At 53.8% G+C, this 16,199-nt stretch carries 18 protein-coding genes; 8 read left to right on the forward strand and 10 right to left on the reverse strand.

Translation table 11 applies throughout. The features are described 5' to 3' along the window. The coding region (gene rpsA, locus ABJQ89_RS14710) for a 30S ribosomal protein S1 (protein WP_348496937.1) at positions 1 to 1,472 on the forward strand (1,472 nt) is incomplete at its 5' end. Between the two features lie 129 nt (positions 1,473 to 1,601). Here the strand turns inward: rpsA and ABJQ89_RS14715 are convergent. Continuing rightward, positions 1,602 to 2,675 (reverse strand): DUF2855 family protein, encoded by a 1,074-nt coding sequence (locus ABJQ89_RS14715; RefSeq protein ID WP_348496938.1) that lies wholly within the window; start codon positions 2,673 to 2,675, stop codon positions 1,602 to 1,604. Between the two features lie 198 nt (positions 2,676 to 2,873). Then, positions 2,874 to 3,464 carry a TetR/AcrR family transcriptional regulator gene (locus tag ABJQ89_RS14720; RefSeq protein ID WP_348496939.1) on the reverse strand — a complete coding sequence of 197 codons (591 nt, stop codon included), beginning with the start codon at positions 3,462 to 3,464 and terminating at the stop codon, positions 2,874 to 2,876. 78 nt (positions 3,465 to 3,542) lie between these two features. Between ABJQ89_RS14720 and ABJQ89_RS14725 the strand changes: the two genes are divergently transcribed. Together ABJQ89_RS14725 and ABJQ89_RS14730 are read left to right on the forward strand one after the other, a co-directional pair. Continuing rightward, complete coding sequence (locus tag ABJQ89_RS14725) at positions 3,543 to 4,262, forward strand: DUF1499 domain-containing protein (RefSeq protein ID WP_348496940.1); 720 nt, start codon at positions 3,543 to 3,545, stop codon at positions 4,260 to 4,262. An 11-nt stretch (positions 4,263 to 4,273) separates the two neighbouring features. Next, entirely contained in the window at positions 4,274 to 4,813 is a 540-nt protein-coding gene (locus tag ABJQ89_RS14730) for a ricin-type beta-trefoil lectin domain protein (RefSeq protein ID WP_348496941.1), read from the forward strand. 375 nt (positions 4,814 to 5,188) lie between these two features. Here the strand turns inward: ABJQ89_RS14730 and ABJQ89_RS14735 are convergent, their stop codons facing one another. From ABJQ89_RS14735 to ABJQ89_RS14745, 3 genes are all read right to left on the reverse strand, one after another. Next, a complete protein-coding gene (locus tag ABJQ89_RS14735) occupies positions 5,189 to 5,599 on the reverse strand; it encodes a DUF1330 domain-containing protein (protein WP_348496942.1) in 411 nt (136 codons plus the stop codon). Positions 5,600 to 5,660: 61 nt separating this feature from the next. Further along, positions 5,661 to 6,431: an SDR family oxidoreductase gene (locus tag ABJQ89_RS14740; RefSeq protein WP_348496943.1), complete on the reverse strand. Its 771-nt coding sequence runs from the start codon at positions 6,429 to 6,431 to the stop codon at positions 5,661 to 5,663. After that, positions 6,428 to 6,733 (reverse strand): NAD(P)H-dependent oxidoreductase, encoded by a 306-nt coding sequence (locus tag ABJQ89_RS14745; RefSeq protein WP_348496944.1) that lies wholly within the window; start codon positions 6,731 to 6,733, stop codon positions 6,428 to 6,430. The genes ABJQ89_RS14740 and ABJQ89_RS14745 overlap by 4 nt, the downstream gene beginning before the upstream one ends. Before the next feature lie 95 nt (positions 6,734 to 6,828). Here ABJQ89_RS14745 and ABJQ89_RS14750 point away from each other — a divergent pair, with 95 nt between their 5' ends. Then, positions 6,829 to 7,734 (forward strand): LysR family transcriptional regulator, encoded by a 906-nt coding sequence (locus ABJQ89_RS14750; RefSeq protein WP_348496945.1) that lies wholly within the window; start codon positions 6,829 to 6,831, stop codon positions 7,732 to 7,734. Between the two features lie 203 nt (positions 7,735 to 7,937). On the opposite strand, the gene ABJQ89_RS14755 is transcribed toward ABJQ89_RS14750, so the two are convergent. Beyond that, positions 7,938 to 8,840, reverse strand: coding sequence for a LysR family transcriptional regulator (locus ABJQ89_RS14755; RefSeq protein ID WP_348496946.1), 903 nt, complete (start codon positions 8,838 to 8,840; stop codon positions 7,938 to 7,940). Positions 8,841 to 8,947: 107 nt separating this feature from the next. Here ABJQ89_RS14755 and ABJQ89_RS14760 point away from each other — a divergent pair, with 107 nt between their 5' ends. The 4 genes from ABJQ89_RS14760 to ABJQ89_RS14775 are packed head-to-tail and all read left to right on the forward strand — an operon-like array spanning position 8,948 to position 12,036. Continuing rightward, positions 8,948 to 9,421: a nucleoside deaminase gene (locus ABJQ89_RS14760; protein WP_348496947.1), complete on the forward strand. Its 474-nt coding sequence runs from the start codon at positions 8,948 to 8,950 to the stop codon at positions 9,419 to 9,421. Between the two features lie 37 nt (positions 9,422 to 9,458). Next, positions 9,459 to 10,454 carry an ABC transporter substrate-binding protein gene (locus ABJQ89_RS14765; RefSeq protein WP_348496948.1) on the forward strand — a complete coding sequence of 332 codons (996 nt, stop codon included), beginning with the start codon at positions 9,459 to 9,461 and terminating at the stop codon, positions 10,452 to 10,454. A gap of 5 nt (positions 10,455 to 10,459) precedes the next feature. Continuing rightward, on the forward strand, positions 10,460 to 11,239 hold the full coding sequence (locus tag ABJQ89_RS14770; RefSeq protein WP_348496949.1) for an ABC transporter ATP-binding protein: 780 nt from the start codon (positions 10,460 to 10,462) through the stop codon (positions 11,237 to 11,239). A gap of 32 nt (positions 11,240 to 11,271) precedes the next feature. After that, positions 11,272 to 12,036: an ABC transporter permease gene (locus ABJQ89_RS14775; protein WP_348496950.1), complete on the forward strand. Its 765-nt coding sequence runs from the start codon at positions 11,272 to 11,274 to the stop codon at positions 12,034 to 12,036. 103 nt (positions 12,037 to 12,139) lie between these two features. On the opposite strand, the gene ugpC is transcribed toward ABJQ89_RS14775, so the two are convergent. From ugpC to ABJQ89_RS14795, 4 genes are all read right to left on the reverse strand, one after another. After that, the gene (gene ugpC / locus ABJQ89_RS14780; RefSeq protein WP_348496951.1) at positions 12,140 to 13,168 is read right to left on the reverse strand and encodes a sn-glycerol-3-phosphate ABC transporter ATP-binding protein UgpC; all 1,029 of its coding nucleotides are present in this window, start codon (positions 13,166 to 13,168) and stop codon (positions 12,140 to 12,142) included. A gap of 14 nt (positions 13,169 to 13,182) precedes the next feature. Beyond that, the gene (locus ABJQ89_RS14785; RefSeq protein ID WP_348496952.1) at positions 13,183 to 14,454 is read right to left on the reverse strand and encodes a trehalase family glycosidase; all 1,272 of its coding nucleotides are present in this window, start codon (positions 14,452 to 14,454) and stop codon (positions 13,183 to 13,185) included. A gap of 3 nt (positions 14,455 to 14,457) precedes the next feature. Next, positions 14,458 to 15,690, reverse strand: coding sequence for a carbohydrate ABC transporter permease (locus ABJQ89_RS14790; protein ID WP_348496953.1), 1,233 nt, complete (start codon positions 15,688 to 15,690; stop codon positions 14,458 to 14,460). Continuing rightward, positions 15,687 to 16,199: sugar ABC transporter permease (locus tag ABJQ89_RS14795; RefSeq protein WP_348496954.1), on the reverse strand; the 513-nt coding region annotated here is incomplete at its 5' end. The genes ABJQ89_RS14795 and ABJQ89_RS14790, both read right to left, overlap by 4 nt.

Here is a 16,199-nt window from a genome sequence, read left to right on the forward strand (position 1 = left end):
GCGACGAAGTAGAAGTCTTCTTGCGCTCTGCAGAGAACGCACGCGGCGAAGCGGTTATCTCTCGTGAGATGGCGCGCCGTGAAGAAGCTTGGGATCGCCTCGAAAAAGCATACGCAGACGAAGAGCGCGTTGAAGGCGCAATCTTTGGTCGCGTTAAAGGCGGCTTTACTGTTGATCTCGGCGGCGCGGTTGCGTTCTTGCCAGGTTCTCAGGTTGACGTGCGCCCTGTGCGCGATGCGGGCCCGTTGATGGGTCTTAAGCAGCCGTTCCAAATCCTCAAGATGGACCGTCGTCGTGGCAACATCGTTGTTTCTCGTCGTGCGATCCTTGAAGAGTCCCGCGCAGAGCAGCGCGCTGAAGTCATCGGTAACCTCACTGAAGGTCAAGCGGTTGACGGCGTTGTTAAGAACATCACCGAGTACGGCGCATTTGTCGATCTTGGCGGCGTAGACGGCTTGCTTCACGTGACAGACATGGCATGGCGCCGTGTGAACCACCCGTCCGAGATTTTGACAATCGGCGAGACGGTCAAGGTTCAGGTCATCAAGATCAACAAAGATACACACCGTATCTCCCTTGGTATGAAGCAGTTGCAAGAAGATCCATGGGATCTGGTTGCTGGCAAGTACCCACTTGAGTCCACACACACGGGCCGCGTGACAAACATCACTGATTACGGTGCATTTGTTGAGCTTGAGCCAGGTGTTGAAGGTCTGGTTCACGTGTCTGAAATGTCTTGGACAAAGAAGAACGTACACCCGGGCAAAATCGTGTCTACGTCTCAGGAAGTCGAAGTCATGGTTCTGGAAATCGACGGCACGAAGCGCCGTGTTTCCCTTGGTCTCAAGCAGACACAGCGCAACCCATGGGAAGTCTTTGCAGAGCAGTTCCCTGAGGGCACTGAGGTTGAAGGCGAAGTCAAGAACATCACCGAGTTCGGTTTGTTCATCGGTCTCGAAGGCGAGATCGACGGCATGGTTCACCTGTCCGACCTGTCATGGGACGAGCGCGGCGAAGAAGCGATCCAGAACTACCGCAAAGGCGATATGGTTCAGGCCGTTGTTTCTGAAGTCGACGTTGAGAAAGAGCGCATCTCGCTCTCCGTTAAAGCGCTTGGCGGCGACAAGTTCGCTGAAGCGGTTGGCGGCGTGAAACGTGGCTCTATCGTGACTGTCACAGTGACAGCGATCGAAGAGGGCGGCGTTGAGGTCGAGTATGAAGGCATGAAATCCTTCATCCGTCGTTCAGATCTGTCCCGTGACCGTGCAGAGCAGCGCCCAGAGCGTTTCTCCGTTGGCGATAAAGTCGACGTGCGCATCACAAACGTTGACGCGAAAACACGCCGCTTGGGTGTTTCCGTGAAAGCGCGTGAGATCGCAGAAGAGAAGGAAGCAGTTGAGCAGTACGGTTCTTCTGACTCCGGCGCGTCCTTGGGTGATATCCTTGGCGCAGCTCTGAAGTCTGACGACTAAGCTTAAGCGCTTATGAAATAGAGAGGCCCCGCTGGAGCGATCCGGCGGGGCCTTTTTGTTTATTTGGAGCCGAATGTCCTCTTTTAGAGTTCACTCATTCGAGGCGCACGCAATTCGGGTCTCGTCGAGTTAAACCTCGATCACATGTCCCGTCTTTGGATTTGCTGAGCCTGCAGCCAAAGCCGCATATGGGGTCATTGCTGCTCCAAGCCCTTGATGTGTTTCCAGCGACAGCCAGCGCGTCGCGTCTTGAACGATCATTTGTGTGGCTTCACCAATCTTCTGATCAATGACACCTTTGCCCCAATCTTTCTTGCGTTTCTCTATCTGGCTTGGCGCAAAGAAGAATTCAGGCTTCGGCCCTGCCACTTCGATTTGCGGGGCGAACTGATCCCAATGGGAAATTCCAACCGCAGACGAATGGTTCAGGTTCCCCTCTAAGCGCGCATGAAGACGTCGTTTCACATCGCCATTGCCCGCCATATCCACATACACCGTCGCAACTTGATCAAGTGTTTCTACGTTATCGTAGCTCACGATTTGATCGCAAAAGCCCAATTCACCGACAAAATCAGCGTTTCCTTTGCCCGTCAGTCCAACAACGTTATAGGGCTTGGCTGCGTGTTTCGCTAAAAATGCGGTGAGACCCAATCCAGTTTTAGAAGAGGCTGAACCAACAACGATCTGCTTGGCCCCAAACCAGTCGTTGTCCATCAACCAATCGTAAAGCAAATAGGATGTTGCGATCAGCGGCTGCATCAAAGCCTGATACGGATCGCTCTCTTTCGGGACGGCCGCTGCGCGAGAGTAGATGTTGTAAACCGCAGGTAAATCCACACGGTGGGGGGCAACATCGCGCACAGCATTGCTGCCATGTGGGGTGGGTTGCATCACCAATTCGGATGCGAGTGGATAAAATCCGTAGAACCGTTCGCCAACCGAAACCACGTCAGATGTGCTTTCAACCACTTCGGCAAAGCCCCAAACGGGCACCAGCCCCCATTCCTTTTCGGTCGTGGGAAAGAACTTCCAGTACCCAATCGCAAACCCCGATGCGGCGTAGGTCACGTTGTTTGCGGTCAACGCAAACCGTTCGATCCGCAACCGTGCTTGTCCTTCAGACAATGCAGTGAACGGCACATTTACAAGTTTTTGTTCTGTGATTTTTTGGGTGTGCGTTAGGACTTGAGTTACATCAGACACGGCAAAGTTTCCTTTTCAGATGTGCTACCCTGCCATACCCCACGTTCACCTCTAAAGTGTTTCGCTACGTCAGATTTTCTTCGTTTTCCTACCGCAGTGAGCCAGCCCAATCCAATTTTCGAGCGTTGAGCCGATACCCCATGTCAGTGCAATGCATCGCATCGTTTGCATTGGCGCTGAGCTGTTTTTCCATTCGATCTATTGATCGACCGGGCTGGCAAGGAGGCGAGAAGCACCCATCGTCCCCTCCCAAATTACATCCAGAGCAGCATGCAAAGATAGCTCCTTTTCATGCTCCCACAGCATAATGGCGCCGCCAATTGCCGAAGAGACGTTGATTGCAAGCGCAGCTGCGATTTGGCGGTTGCCTACACGGTCAAACAGGGCGTTTGAAATATCACGGCGTTCTTCCGCGAGATACCCTTCAAGGATGCCGCGTGCTTTTTCGTTTGATTTCAGAATGTTCCCGAGCATGCGAAGAATGTCTTCCCGCGCGGACAATTTGGCAATGTGCTGATCCAACAGTTGTTTGATCTCAGCCGCAAGCGGACCAGACCCGTTGCGCAACGCGTCTTTCTGTTCTTCCGTGAACTTTGGCGGGTGGCCGACGGCGGCGGCCTCTTTGTTGGGATAATAGTTAAAGAAGGTTCTCGTGCTGACACCTGAGGCGGATGCGATCTCTTCCGTCGTCACATTCTCAAGGCCTTTATCTTCGGACAATTCCAAAGTCGTTCTCTGAATATGAAACGCTGTTTCCTGTCTTCGTTTTTGTCGTAACGAAAGTGTCATCTGACTAAACCTTGCATAGTGTGCAATATTTGCATAGCAAGCAAAAAAGCAAACTGCAAGTCAAGGATTGAAGAGAACATGAAACATGCTGGGAAGCTCGCACTGCTGGTCGCCATAGTCGGTGTGCTGGCCTCAACACTAATTTTGTTCGGTGCACGATTGGGCATATGGGAGCCGCTGACGGGCTTTGGCCTTTACCGCACTTACTTCAATTCAATTGCGATGATTGTCGCCGCGGTGGGCCTTTTGGCAGTGCTCATTCATTTCGTTCGCCGGGAAAAATCGGGTGCCGCAATGGGTACAGTGGCGGCGGTCGTTGGTGTGATCTGTTTGGTGCCAATGATTCAGTCGACACTGAATCCGCTTGTGCGCGGTGCGCCGATTAACGACGTGACAACCGATACAGCCAACCCACCCGAATTCTTGATCTTGGATGATACGCGCGCGGGTGCGAAGACGTCTCTCGTATATGCTGGGCCAAAGGTTGCTCAGACGCAAGCCCGTGTCCACCCAGATATCGCTCCACTCGAAACGGATCTGCCAGCTCAGGAAGCATTCGCCCGAGCGCTAGAGCTTGCCAGCGATCTAGGCTGGGAGATCGTGGGGTCTGATGCTGAAGCGCTTCGTTTCGAAGCAACCGTCCGAACATCCGTTTTTTACTTTGCGGATGATGCCGTGGTTGTTGTGACCAGCACCGAAAACGGAAGCCGCGTTGATATGCGCAGCGTCTCTCGAGTTGGCCGCAGTGACCAAGGTGTCAACGCCGCCCGTATTCATAACTTTCAACAACAGTTTTAAGGATATCCAGAATGAAAACTCCCAGTTCAATCGCCACGACACTGATTGCTGCGACTTTGGCTCTTGGGGTCTCGCATCCTGCTTTGGCAAAAGCGCCGACCATCCAAACCCAAGGCGCGATCATCTATCTTGCGGACAACTTGCAAGAAGAAGCGAACTTAGGATGGTGTATCGACACAGACGGTCGTGAATTGACAGATTTGCTTCATGCACACTCATGCAAACCCGAAGGTGATGATGTCTTGTTTTCCTATGCAGCGGACACGGGCATGATTTCTTCTGTCACATATGAAAATAAATGCATGGCATATAACGCGCCAGAGAATGAGGTTAATCCATTCGGCTTGATCGATTGCGACACCTCTGCAACTGAGCAAAAGTTTGCATACGATGCGGAAACACTGGAAATGCGCCTTGGCTCTGACGAGACGCAATGCCTTACAGTCTCTCCGGTCATTGATAACGCAGGTCCGTACCAGTCCCGCGATCTCATTTTGGCATCGTGTGACAGTTTGGAGCCAAGTTTCAAACAATGGGTCATTCAGAACTGATCTAACGAATTTTGAACCTTTAGCGGGCTGCACCGCAGCACATAATATCAGTCGAACTGTGCGCTGAGCGACCCGCAATCTCAAAGAAAAAGGCTTCGTCGGATCGCTCCGGCGGGGCCATTCTCAAACAAGAGCACGAGCGCTTAGTCGTCAAATTTCAAAGCTGCGCCAAGGATACCATCCAAGAACGCGTCGGAGTTCGAAGGACGAGCCGCTTTGTTGCAATTTTCATTGGCAAACTGGCGCGCAAGTCAAAGCATCACTGGATTCTCGCTCAATTGTGCTGCTTGCGGGACGAAGTAAGCTTTCACTGCGCTAGTCCGAATGGCGGCATTGGCCGAACGTCCGGGAGGGTTGCCCCTCCCCGAAAGTAGCTCACTCGCTTGCGGGAAAGGTAAACTCTGGCGCAAGAACCAGAGTTGATATCGCCAAGTCAGTCGTCGCATGACGTGCCGGACGAACGGCTGCGTATGCGTCAGATGCATAGAACGCGTTTGCAGATTCAGCACTAGGGAAACGAACGACCACTGTCAGGTTGGACACGTAATCACCTTCTAGTCGGGTCACTTTGGGTGCGACGACGAGGATTTCACCGCCCGCCTCCGTCAAAATAGGACCGAGGGGTGTCGCATAGTCCCTCATATAGCCGTCCATGTTTTCTACGTAGAGATTTGCCAGCAGATAGGTGGGGACATCCGCGTTTTCAGCCGATACCGCCGTCGCGCAAAGCAGTCCGGACGTCATGGAGGCGACAAGAGCTAGTGATGTAGTTAGGTTAGAACGCATGGTGATAGTTCCTCTTTGATCGTTGAGTTTTCTGGAGAGTTTTTGGGATGTCGTGCCTGCATCAGCTAACAGGTGGCAATCCAACGGCAGCGCGCCCTTCGTCTGTTTTTAGAGAGAAGTCGGTTCCGAGGAACGAGTCTGCGGCGGGTTTACAAAGCCATTCAATCGTTCGGGCGACCCACTCTGGCGAAATATGCGCTGAAGGATCAAGCTTGCTGACGGGATTAATGCCGGACGCCTTGATTGCAACTTGCATATCAGTCGCAACAGTTCCTGGGCTCAATCCCACGACCCTTATACCGTCAGCTCCATATTCCTTTTGCGCCACGCCGGTGAGCCTGAGAACAGCGGCCTTTGACGCGCAGTAGTGCGACCATCCCTCTAATGCGGCATTCGCAGCACCAGACGAGATATTGATGATAGTGCCTGCTCCTTGCGCCTGCATTACGGGAATGGCGTAGCGCAAGCCGTGATAGACGCCTTTGACGTTCACATCGACGATGTTGCCCCAGTCATCTGGATCACTGTCTGCGATCCGTGCGATGGGGTCGATGAGCCCAGCATTGTTCACCAGCAGATCAACGCTTGCGAATGTATCCTGCGCGTGTTGGATCAATGTGGCGACAGGGGTGGGATTGCTGACGTCGCAAACGAAAGCGCTTGCTGTGCCACCATGCGCTTTGATGTCTTGGGCAATAGTGTTGATCGTATTGTGAGAGCGTGCGGCGAGGACAACCTTTACGTCCAAGCTTGCTAAATGACGTGCTGTTGCTTCGCCAATCCCCCGACTTGCGCCTGTAATCACTGCCGTTTTGCCTGCGAGAAAGCTCATACCGTTTCCAATCTTGCACCAGCCATGGCCGTGGAAAGGTCAGCCGCTTGAAGTTCAGAGTTCAGCTGATCCGACAAAGCCGTCGCCTGTTGCAAATCGTCACTCAGCTTGTCTTGGCGCGAGAAAAAGCCGTTCATTGTTTCTTGAGAAAGAACGGGAATGGGGGCACGTCCAAGATGCCAAGTTGCAACCCGACCTTGGGGGTTAGTCTCGCGCCACATGGCTTCTGCCTGATCGGCAAGTTGGTTTGAATGGGAGCCGGAAGTGTGGGAGCTGCTATCGATGCGAAGAAGTCTAGTCATGAGAACCTCATTAGATTGGATGAGGTTTTCCTAACTGCTGCGTCTAATGTGAAAAATGATTGAGTTTGAACTACACTCGTGCAAATTATGCATGAATGGATATCACCGCTCTCAAAACTGTTCTTCTTGTCCAAAGCAGAGGCAGCATCGCAGGTGCCGCCCGTACATTGGAGGTCGATCCGTCGTCCGTGTCTCGTACGGTCGCGGCGGTTGAGGCGGATTTGGGCATCCGACTATTTCAACGGACGACCCGTCGACTAACGGTGACCGAAGAAGGTCAGACATATTTGTCCCGCGTCGCGCCACTGATCGAAGAAATGGATGCCGCACGTGAAGACGTACGTGGTCGGCGCGGTAAGCCTTCTGGACAGTTGCGCATGACATGCTCTGTCGCCTTCGCACATGAGGTGATCGTGCCCCTCTTGCCTGCATTCCAAGCGCAGTACCAAGAGGTTTCAATCGACTTGCAAAGTAGTGATGCAAACCTTGATCTTGTGGAAAACAACATTGATCTGGCACTTCGTCTTGCGCCTGCACCCAAGGGTGACCTTGTTTCGACACGCTTGATGTCTACCCGTTACCGCATCGTGGCAAGCCCTGAGTATCTGGCGACAATAGGCTCCGTGAACCATCCGAGCGACCTGCAAGAGCTGAATTGCCTACGGTTCGCTCTGCCGGGTTTTCAGGACGATTGGACCTTTCGAACTGGAGCAGCAGCCCCTTTCAACGTGACCGTGACGGGCGACCTAATGATCTCCAATGCGCTTGCTCTTCACCGTGCCGCAAAAATGGGGTTAGGGGTGGCGATGTTAGCGGATTGGCTCGTTGATCGGGATATTCAGCAGGGAAACCTGATTGCCCTTTGTGAGAATTTCGAATGCACGGCGACAACCTTTGAAACCGCCGCCTGGGCACTCTATCTGGACCGAACATACCTTCCGCAAAAGGTCCGTGTCATGATCGACTTTTTGAGGCAAAACCTGAGGTCGCCCGCGCAATAGCGTTCGTTCAGATCGCAGCTTGGGTTAATTTGGGCGTGCAGCTGATATTCGCTGCGTCTTAGAAGGACCGTCTGTATCTGTTGTTCTGTTCTGTGCGCTATGCCTTCAGTAAGCCGTGGTCAAAACAAGAGGAAGGAAGGGGAAAGTTCCGGTCTTTGTGAGCGCACATATCAGACACAGGTTTGGAGCACCTTTTTCAAAGGTCACTCCCCAAGCTCCGTCAATGTCGATTGGATCGCTTTCATCACAACAGGCGTTGCTGCCGCCAAGTCGTTTCCACGGCAAATGGCCGTTGAGAGCGTTTCGGTTAGTCGGCGAACGGCCAAAGGGCGGAACGTCAGTCGCCCTGCCTCGACATCATGTGCCACATCAGGCCACGTCAGGAACCCAACACCGCGACCACGCCTGAGAAAGTGTAGAATGGCTGGCACTGAATTACTTGTGACATGCACATCCGGACTGACACGCACGCTCAGGATTTCGCCAATCAAGCGCGTATGCATCGAGAGCGCCGAACTCGGCAAGCAAAGTGGAAAATCTAGCGCTTCTTTGAGCGATATCGGTCCATCACCTTCGGGGCCGTATCCGGGAGCTGTGACAACACCGAGATGATATTCTTTGGATTCAGCGACAATCATGCTTGTGAGCTTGGGTAAGTTGAATGCAACGGCAATATCAAGTTCGTGCGCTTCGGCGCGGCTGATGATTTCAGCGGTTGAACCAATTGCGAGATCCAATTCAACATTATCGAAACTTTCTTCCAATTTGCTGACAAGGGACGGAATCCACGTGTCCACCAGCCCAGCCATTGTGCCAAGCCTCAGGCGCAAGTCCGCTTTCTTTTGATCGCGGTGGAAGTGTTTGGATAAAGTGACGTCTGCAGCCAGCCACTCGGTGGCCGCCGCGCGAAGTTCCGCCCCTTCCGTTGAGAGCACGACCCCTTCGGAGCTGCGGATCAGGAGCTTTTTGCCGTAGCTTTCTTCCAACATCTTGATCTGTCTGCTGAGGGCAGGGGCAGAGATATTGAGCTTTTCTGCTGCTGCGCGGATGGATCCTGAGTGGGCGACAACGACAAAGGATTTAAGTTCTTTGGAAAACGCTGACATTTATTAGTGTTCCATTTTTTCTAACGCGGTGTGAATTTTATTCTACTTTTTTAAACACATTAATCCATCCTATGGTCGTTGAAAATAATCAACACCAAGGGACTGAAATGAAGCCTCGCGATCTAGAATTGCTGCAAGAAACCATCCGCTTGGCCGACCAGTCTCGAGAAAGCGGAAACCATCCTTTTGGCGCGCTTCTGGCGGATGCAGATGGCAAGATCATCTTGTCGAGCGGTAACACCCACAGCAAGGATGGCGGCACAGGGCATGCAGAGTTGAATGTTGCCCGCGCAGCGGCTGCACAATTTTCGCCGGACTTTCTTGAAAGCTGCACCCTTTATACATCCGTTGAACCCTGCAGCATGTGCGCTGGCGGCACCTACTGGGCGGGCATCGGCAGGCTGGTTTACGGCATGACGGAAGAACGTCTAGCGGTCCTAACAGGTGACAACGAAGAAAACCTGACGATGTCTTTGCCCTGCAGGCAGGTGCTTGGGGCAGGGCAGCGTGACGTCGTTGTCGAAGGCCCCATTCCCGAACTCGAAGAAGACATTGCACGATCACACAAAGACTTTTGGTGATCCTCCCCAAACTCCTCCCAAATATGAAAGACACACCATGGCAAACCGAATTCTCAACACAATCCTCCCCTTCGTTTTCGCAGCCGGTGCTGCGACGATGGCAACCGCGCAAGACGTTGTGAACTATCAGCTGGACTGGCTGCCCGGCGGCGACAAATCCCCGATTTATATCTGTATCGAAGAAAGCTTTTGCGCTGATGCGGGGCTTCAAGTGAACATCGTGCCGGGTCGTGGTTCAACCGAAGCGATCACCAAGATCGCGACAGGCACATCCGACATTGGTAGTGCAGATATTGGTGCGCTGATGGCCGCCGCCGCAGCCGAAGACGTGCCAGCGACGGCCGTCATGTCGATCTTCAACACCGGCCCTCACGCGTTCTACACCTTGGCGGGTAACGGGATCGAAAGCTTCACGGACATCGAAGGCAAATCGGTTGCGACCTCTCCGTTCACGTCATCCAATGTGTATCTGCCGCTGGTACTGGCCGACAATGGGCTGACCAAAGACGCGATTGAGCTGACAAACGCCGATCCCGGCGCACTTGGTCCTTTGTTGATGACAGGGCGCACGGATGCGATCATTGCGTGGCTGACAAACGTATCTATCTTTGAGGCCCAAGCCGCTGAAGCAGGCAAAGACCTGATCATTTTACCATGGTCTGATGCAGGGCTAGAGCTTTATTCAGCAGCGTTGGTCGCCAACGATACGTTCTTGGCGGACCGCCCTGATGTTGCCCGTCGCTTTGTCGCGGCGTTCACCAAATCTCTGGAATTCGCAAACGCAAACCCAGCGGCGGCAGGTGCGGCTGTTGCAGCGATTGTGCCCGAACTGGATGCTGCAATGATAGAAGCGGCATGGATGGACTCTTCCGTGTTGGCTTTCAACGAGGTCACCGAAAGCTACCCGCTTGGCACCTTTGATGCTGACCGTTTGGCGAAAACATGGGCACGTGTCGCAGCGGCACAAGACCTTGATCCAACAGCACTTGATCCTGAAACGGTCGTTGATCGCTCGTTCGCAGCGACTGAATGATACCAATGGCCCAAGCTCAGGATGCAATCACCTTTGCCGACATTGGGCAAACTTTCACAACACGGACAGGGCCACTCAAGGCCCTGTCCGGTGTGGATGTCGCTATCAAACGTCATGAATTTGTTGCTGTCCTTGGACCTTCGGGCTGTGGAAAATCCACGCTTTTGCGGCTGACTGCAGGGCTTGTGACACCCACTGCTGGCACTGTGAGCGTGTTCGGCATGCCGGTCACACAGCCCCGTGATGACGTCGGAATTGTGTTCCAGCAAGCGACACTTTTGCCTTGGGCCAATGTTGAAGACAACGTCGCCTTTCCTGCCAAACATATGCGGGGGCGCATCAGTACAAAAGACCGCGAGGTTGCCCGTGATGTGATCGCTAAGGTCGGATTGGCCGGTTTTGAGAAACGTCTCCCGCGCGAGCTTTCGGGCGGGATGCAACAAAGGGTCGGGATCGCACGCGCCCTATTTCGAAATCCCGACATTTTGTTGATGGATGAGCCGTTTTCGGCACTGGACGCATTGACGCGTGACCAAATGGGATATGAGCTGCTTGATCTTTGGCAATCCAGTCCAAAGACGGTTCTATTCATCACCCATTCGATCCCTGAGGCTTTGTTGCTCGCCGACCGAATTCTGGTGATGAGCGCGCGGCCGGGGAAGATCCTCGCCGACTACAAGGTTCCGCTGGGGCGTCCGCGTGATGAACGCACTCTGCGCGCGACAGAAATCCAAGACCTTGCGAGCGAGTTACGCGATCTGTTGATCGCAAAGGAGACGACCTGATGCCCGACCCGACCCAAAGGAGCGAACCTCTAATGGCCCGTTTCCTGCGCATGCCGGGCCTGTTGCCAGCATTGACGTTCGCTATCTTGCTGATCGTATGGGAGGCATCGACCCGGGTGTTCGCAATACCGACTTATATCTTGCCCGGTCCATCGCGTATTATCGGCGGCTTTGATGCGGTCCCCTTTGCCCGTTGGATGGAACATATATGGGCAACTTTGCGCGTGGCTTTATTTGGGTATTTCGTCGCGATCCTTGTGTCTTTACCGATCGCCGTGGGGCTGGCGAAATCGGAATTTATGTCGCGCGCGTTTTATCCGCTTTTGGTTGTCATCCAATCTGTTCCCGTCGTGGCCGTTGCCCCAATCATCATCGTTGTTTTAGGAACTGATGACGCGCCACGTGTGTTGATCACCTTTCTGATCGCGTTCTTTCCGTTGGTTGTCTCAATGACCACGGGGCTGCGCGCGACGCCCACGGAGTTGATCGAACTGTCCAGATCTCTGCGCGCGCCTGCATACCGCGAAATCACACAAATCCGACTGCCCTTTGCAACGCCTTACATATTTTCAGGTTTGCAAATCTCTATAACGCTCGCGGTTATCGGGGCCGTCGTGGCAGAATTCGTCGCCGCTGATGCGGGCATCGGGTATTTCATCCAGTTTTCAACGTCGATGTTCCGGCTGCCAGAAGCTTGGGCTGGCCTCACGTTGCTGGTCGTAATGTCACTGATTTTGTTCCAAAGCGTCGGCCTTGTGCAAAAACTGTTCATGCCTTGGTCGCTTCCTCAAAAGTGAAAGTGTGTGCGGAACGTTGTTAAAACTCACTGGCGAGAAAGCAATCGTCCAAGCGCTTTTACTCTAAAAATTGAAACACAGTGCAGGCTGAAACGAAAAATCATCATCTGATGGCCAAATCATCTGCCCCAAACATATGAAGGTTGTCGCTCTCAAAATTTAGCCCAACGGTTTGGCCTTCAATGTCGTGCATTGCGCCAGAGGTCCGCACAGTCAAAAGTCCAAGAGGGCCACAGTCGATATAATGGAAGAAATCTGCACCAAGGTATTCGCTGACCTGTACGACCCCGTCGCAATGACCTGATCCTGCATCGACGATACCGATATGTTCGGGACGAATGCCAAGCTGAACCCCCCCGTCTTTCAACTCCGGCGCGCGCGTAAAGGCCGTCATATCCGCGCAAGACATCAGGTTCATTTTCGGGCTGCCGATGAACTGCGCCACAAACACATTGTCAGGGCTTTCATATAGCTCACGCGGCGTGCCCACCTGCATAATGACCCCATCTTTGAGAACCACAATGCGGTCGGCCAGTGTCATCGCCTCGACCTGATCGTGGGTCACGTAGACCATGGTGGTTTCAAGCTGCTTGTGCAGTCGCGCGATTTCAAAGCGCATATCCACCCGCAAGGACGCATCAAGGTTGGATAAGGGTTCGTCGAACAGAAAACCTTTGGGCTTGCGCACAATCGCGCGGCCAATGGCGACGCGCTGGCGCTGGCCCCCGGACAGATCTTTGGGACGACGATCGAGATAGTCACCGAGCTTGAGAATATCGGCTGCATTGCTGACCTTTTCATCAATCTCGGCCTTGGAGGCACCCGCTGTTTTCAACGCAAAACCTACGTTTTCGGCCACGTTCAGATGCGGGTAAAGTGCGTAGGATTGAAACACCATCGACAGTTCCCGCTCGCTTGGGACCTTGTGGGTGACGTCGTTTCCGTCCAGTAGGATTTGCCCGCGCGAGGTTTCTTCAAGCCCTGCGATCATGCGCAAGAGCGTTGATTTTCCGCATCCCGATGGTCCGACGAAAATGATCAGCTCGCCATCTTCGATATCAAGGTCGATCCCCTTGATAACCTGCGTATCGCCGAACCACTTTTCAACGGATTTTAGATAGATTGATCCCATGCTTCAAACTGCCCCTATGCCACGTCGCTTTGTTTGGTTTCCTGCAGCCAAGATAGCCAGATCGCCGCTGTCCACGAAAAGTCAGCCCCGACGCAACCTTCGCCAGTGAGCGGGTTGAAACACTCCCAAAAGCCGGATTTTTCAATCGCATCGAGGAGGCCGTCACGGACATCTTGTGCCAAGCTTTCATAGCCCTGCTCTGAAAGGCCTTGTGCCGTCATATAATTCATTTGCGGCCATATTGGCCCGCACCAATAGCGTTGCGCTTCAAAGGCTGGAGCGTCAGGGTCCCAGCTCGGCAACATATGCGCGACTTTGCCTGAGATACGCATCATGTTCTCTACGGTGCGACGGCGCTGATCTTCCGTCCCGCTGTCCGCATAGAAGCAAAGCGCGCTGCAATTTGAAAAACCGTCAGAGTATTGCCCCGTGCGGATTTCGCGCGCAGTGAAGGCCCCCAAGGCGTCGTTCCACAGATAGTCAGTTGCGGCTTCGCCTTTGGCGATCCATGCGCGGATTTGGTCGGTCACCGCCGCTGGTTTGCGCATCCCTTCGGCCATAGCAAGCAGGTCTTTGTCGGCCCGTAGCAGGATGAAATGAATATTCGGATCAGCCATAAGGAACGGGCCCTCATCGGTTAACCGTCGTTGATCCCAGCCGATGCTGTCTCCGAAGTGAATGATGGACAGGTATTTGTCATATTGCTCTTTCGTAGGCCGAAAGCGTGGATCGACATGGGTATTGTCCATGCGTTTGTAGGGCGGAAGATCGGGCGCGACCTCCATCAGATCAAGCCCGATGTTCCATTCTGGACAATTGTCGCGTCCAGTTTCCCAAGGGTGCACTGTCGCAACGATCCCATCCACTGTGCGCGCATCGTGATACCATTTGTGCCAAGCAAACAACGCATCAAATACTTGCGCCCGTCGTGCTGGCCCTTGGCTGTCTCGGGTAATCTGCCGCACGACTGTCGCAAGCACGGGCGGTTGAGATACCCCCGTTGACGGGATCGTGCCCAGCGTTTTGCCCCAGCGCGAGGGTCCGGGGAAATAGCTGGGATCGTCGCTGCGGAAAATGATGCTGGGGATCATTCCGTCTGGCCATTGTCCCGCAATCAACGATGTAACCTCGGCCCACGCTCGATCCATGTCATAGGTCGCAATGCCAAGCGCGACAAATGCGCTGTCCCAGTTCCATTGATAGGGATACAGCCCTGCCGTCGGGATCGTAAAGCCGCCACGGTCGTTCTTAGCCAGCGTATCAATGGCGAGTTGCTTGAGAGACATGGGTTATCCTTTCACCGATCCGGCGGTCAGACCCGCGACTAGGTAGCGTTCGAACCACAGAAACATAGCGAGCACAGGCACGGTCGCGATCACCGCCCCCGCCATCAAGTGTTGGCGCGGCACCTCGGATGAGTTGAGTTCTGCAATGCCGCGCGAAAGTGTGTAGAGATCGACATTGTCGAGGAACATGAATGCGAACAGAAATTCGTTCCACGCAATCATAAAGACATAGAGCGCGACAGACGCCAGTGCGGGTAGGGCCAGCGGCAGCGTGATCTTGCGGATCACATTAAGTCGCGTCAGCCCGTCCATGAGCCCCGCTTCTTCAAGCTCTGACGGAATGCCGCGAAAATAGCCCTGGAGCATGTAGAGCGCGACAGGGATCGTGGTGGCTGGATAGACCAGCATCAGCCCCCAAAGTGTGTTGCGCATCCCGAGTTGGGAGAAGATCGCATAAAGCGGGATCACCAGAACAATCATCGGCACCATATAGATCAGCAGGATCGACCGGCTGAGGAAATGTTGGCCGGGGAATTTCAGCCGTGCCACAGCGTAGGCGCCGGGGACCGCGAAGAACAAAGTGACGAGTACAGTCACGACGGACACAATCGCGGAATTCATCAAGTAGCTGCCAAAGTGGTATTGGGTGAACAGTTCGATGTAGCTGCGAAACAACGCCTCGGTGCCTTGTGCAAAATTTAGCGAAAAATCGAGCGGGTTGGAGAGCAGCAATTGTTGGTTCTTCAGGCTCATCATCACCATGATGAAGAACGGCAAAGCCACGGCGATGGTGAAAGCCACAAGGCCAAAGCCCTTGATGAAGCGCAGGCAGAGCACTTCGACGTTATAGCGCCTTTCGCTGTTTGGTCCGAACCCAAGCGCTGTAAGGTGGATGGATTGGGACATAATCCACGCCATTAGGACAGTGAAAACCAGTTGGCCGACCGGATAGCTCGAAAGCTCTAGGCCCATGGGCGCGCCGCCTGACGCAACGGTTAAGACCAAGAGGAACACAAAGCCTGTTAAAATTCTGATGCCCAATGTGCGTTTGACTGGCGCAACGCCTGTCAGCACTGCTGCCGCAACCAATCCTGCGAGCGCGCCTGCCGTCACCTGCGGCTGGAACAATTCGCCAGATACAAACAAGGCCAGCAATGTAACCAAAACCGTCCAGATCGCACCCCAGAGCGCGCCGAAAAGCAGGCAGAGATAGAAGACATTTCCAAACCGGTTCATGCGTCGTCCTCAGGCGAGAATTTGAAGAAAATCACCGAGAAGAACAGCAAGATCAGGAACACCACCACGGCAACCGCAGCACCGGCGCCAAGGTTGGAAACCGCAAAGGCCTGTTCATAGACATTCACGGTCAGCGTGCGCGTGCCCGCCGCTCCGCCTGTCAGCAGGAAAATGTCGTCGAACTTGTTGAACGTCCAGATGAAGCGCAGCAGGAACAAAACCGCCATAATGCCCATCAACTGCGGAAGAGAGATGAAGCGGAATTGTTGCAGTGGCGTGGCTCCGTCGATCTCAGCCGCCTCATAGATGTCGGTGGAAACGGATTGCATCCGCGCTAGGATGAACAACATCGCCAGCGGGAAATAGCGCCAGATTTCAAAGATGATTACGACCGTGAGCGCGACAGGGAAATCAAACGACAGCCCGAGGATACGGATTTCGGCGACCCGCTGGCCAAGGAAATTGATCGGCCCCTCAATGACGCCCAATTGTACGAGCAGCGCGTTCAA

The organism is Planktotalea sp. (assembly GCF_039984035.1).
Classification (GTDB): domain Bacteria; phylum Pseudomonadota; class Alphaproteobacteria; order Rhodobacterales; family Rhodobacteraceae; genus Planktotalea.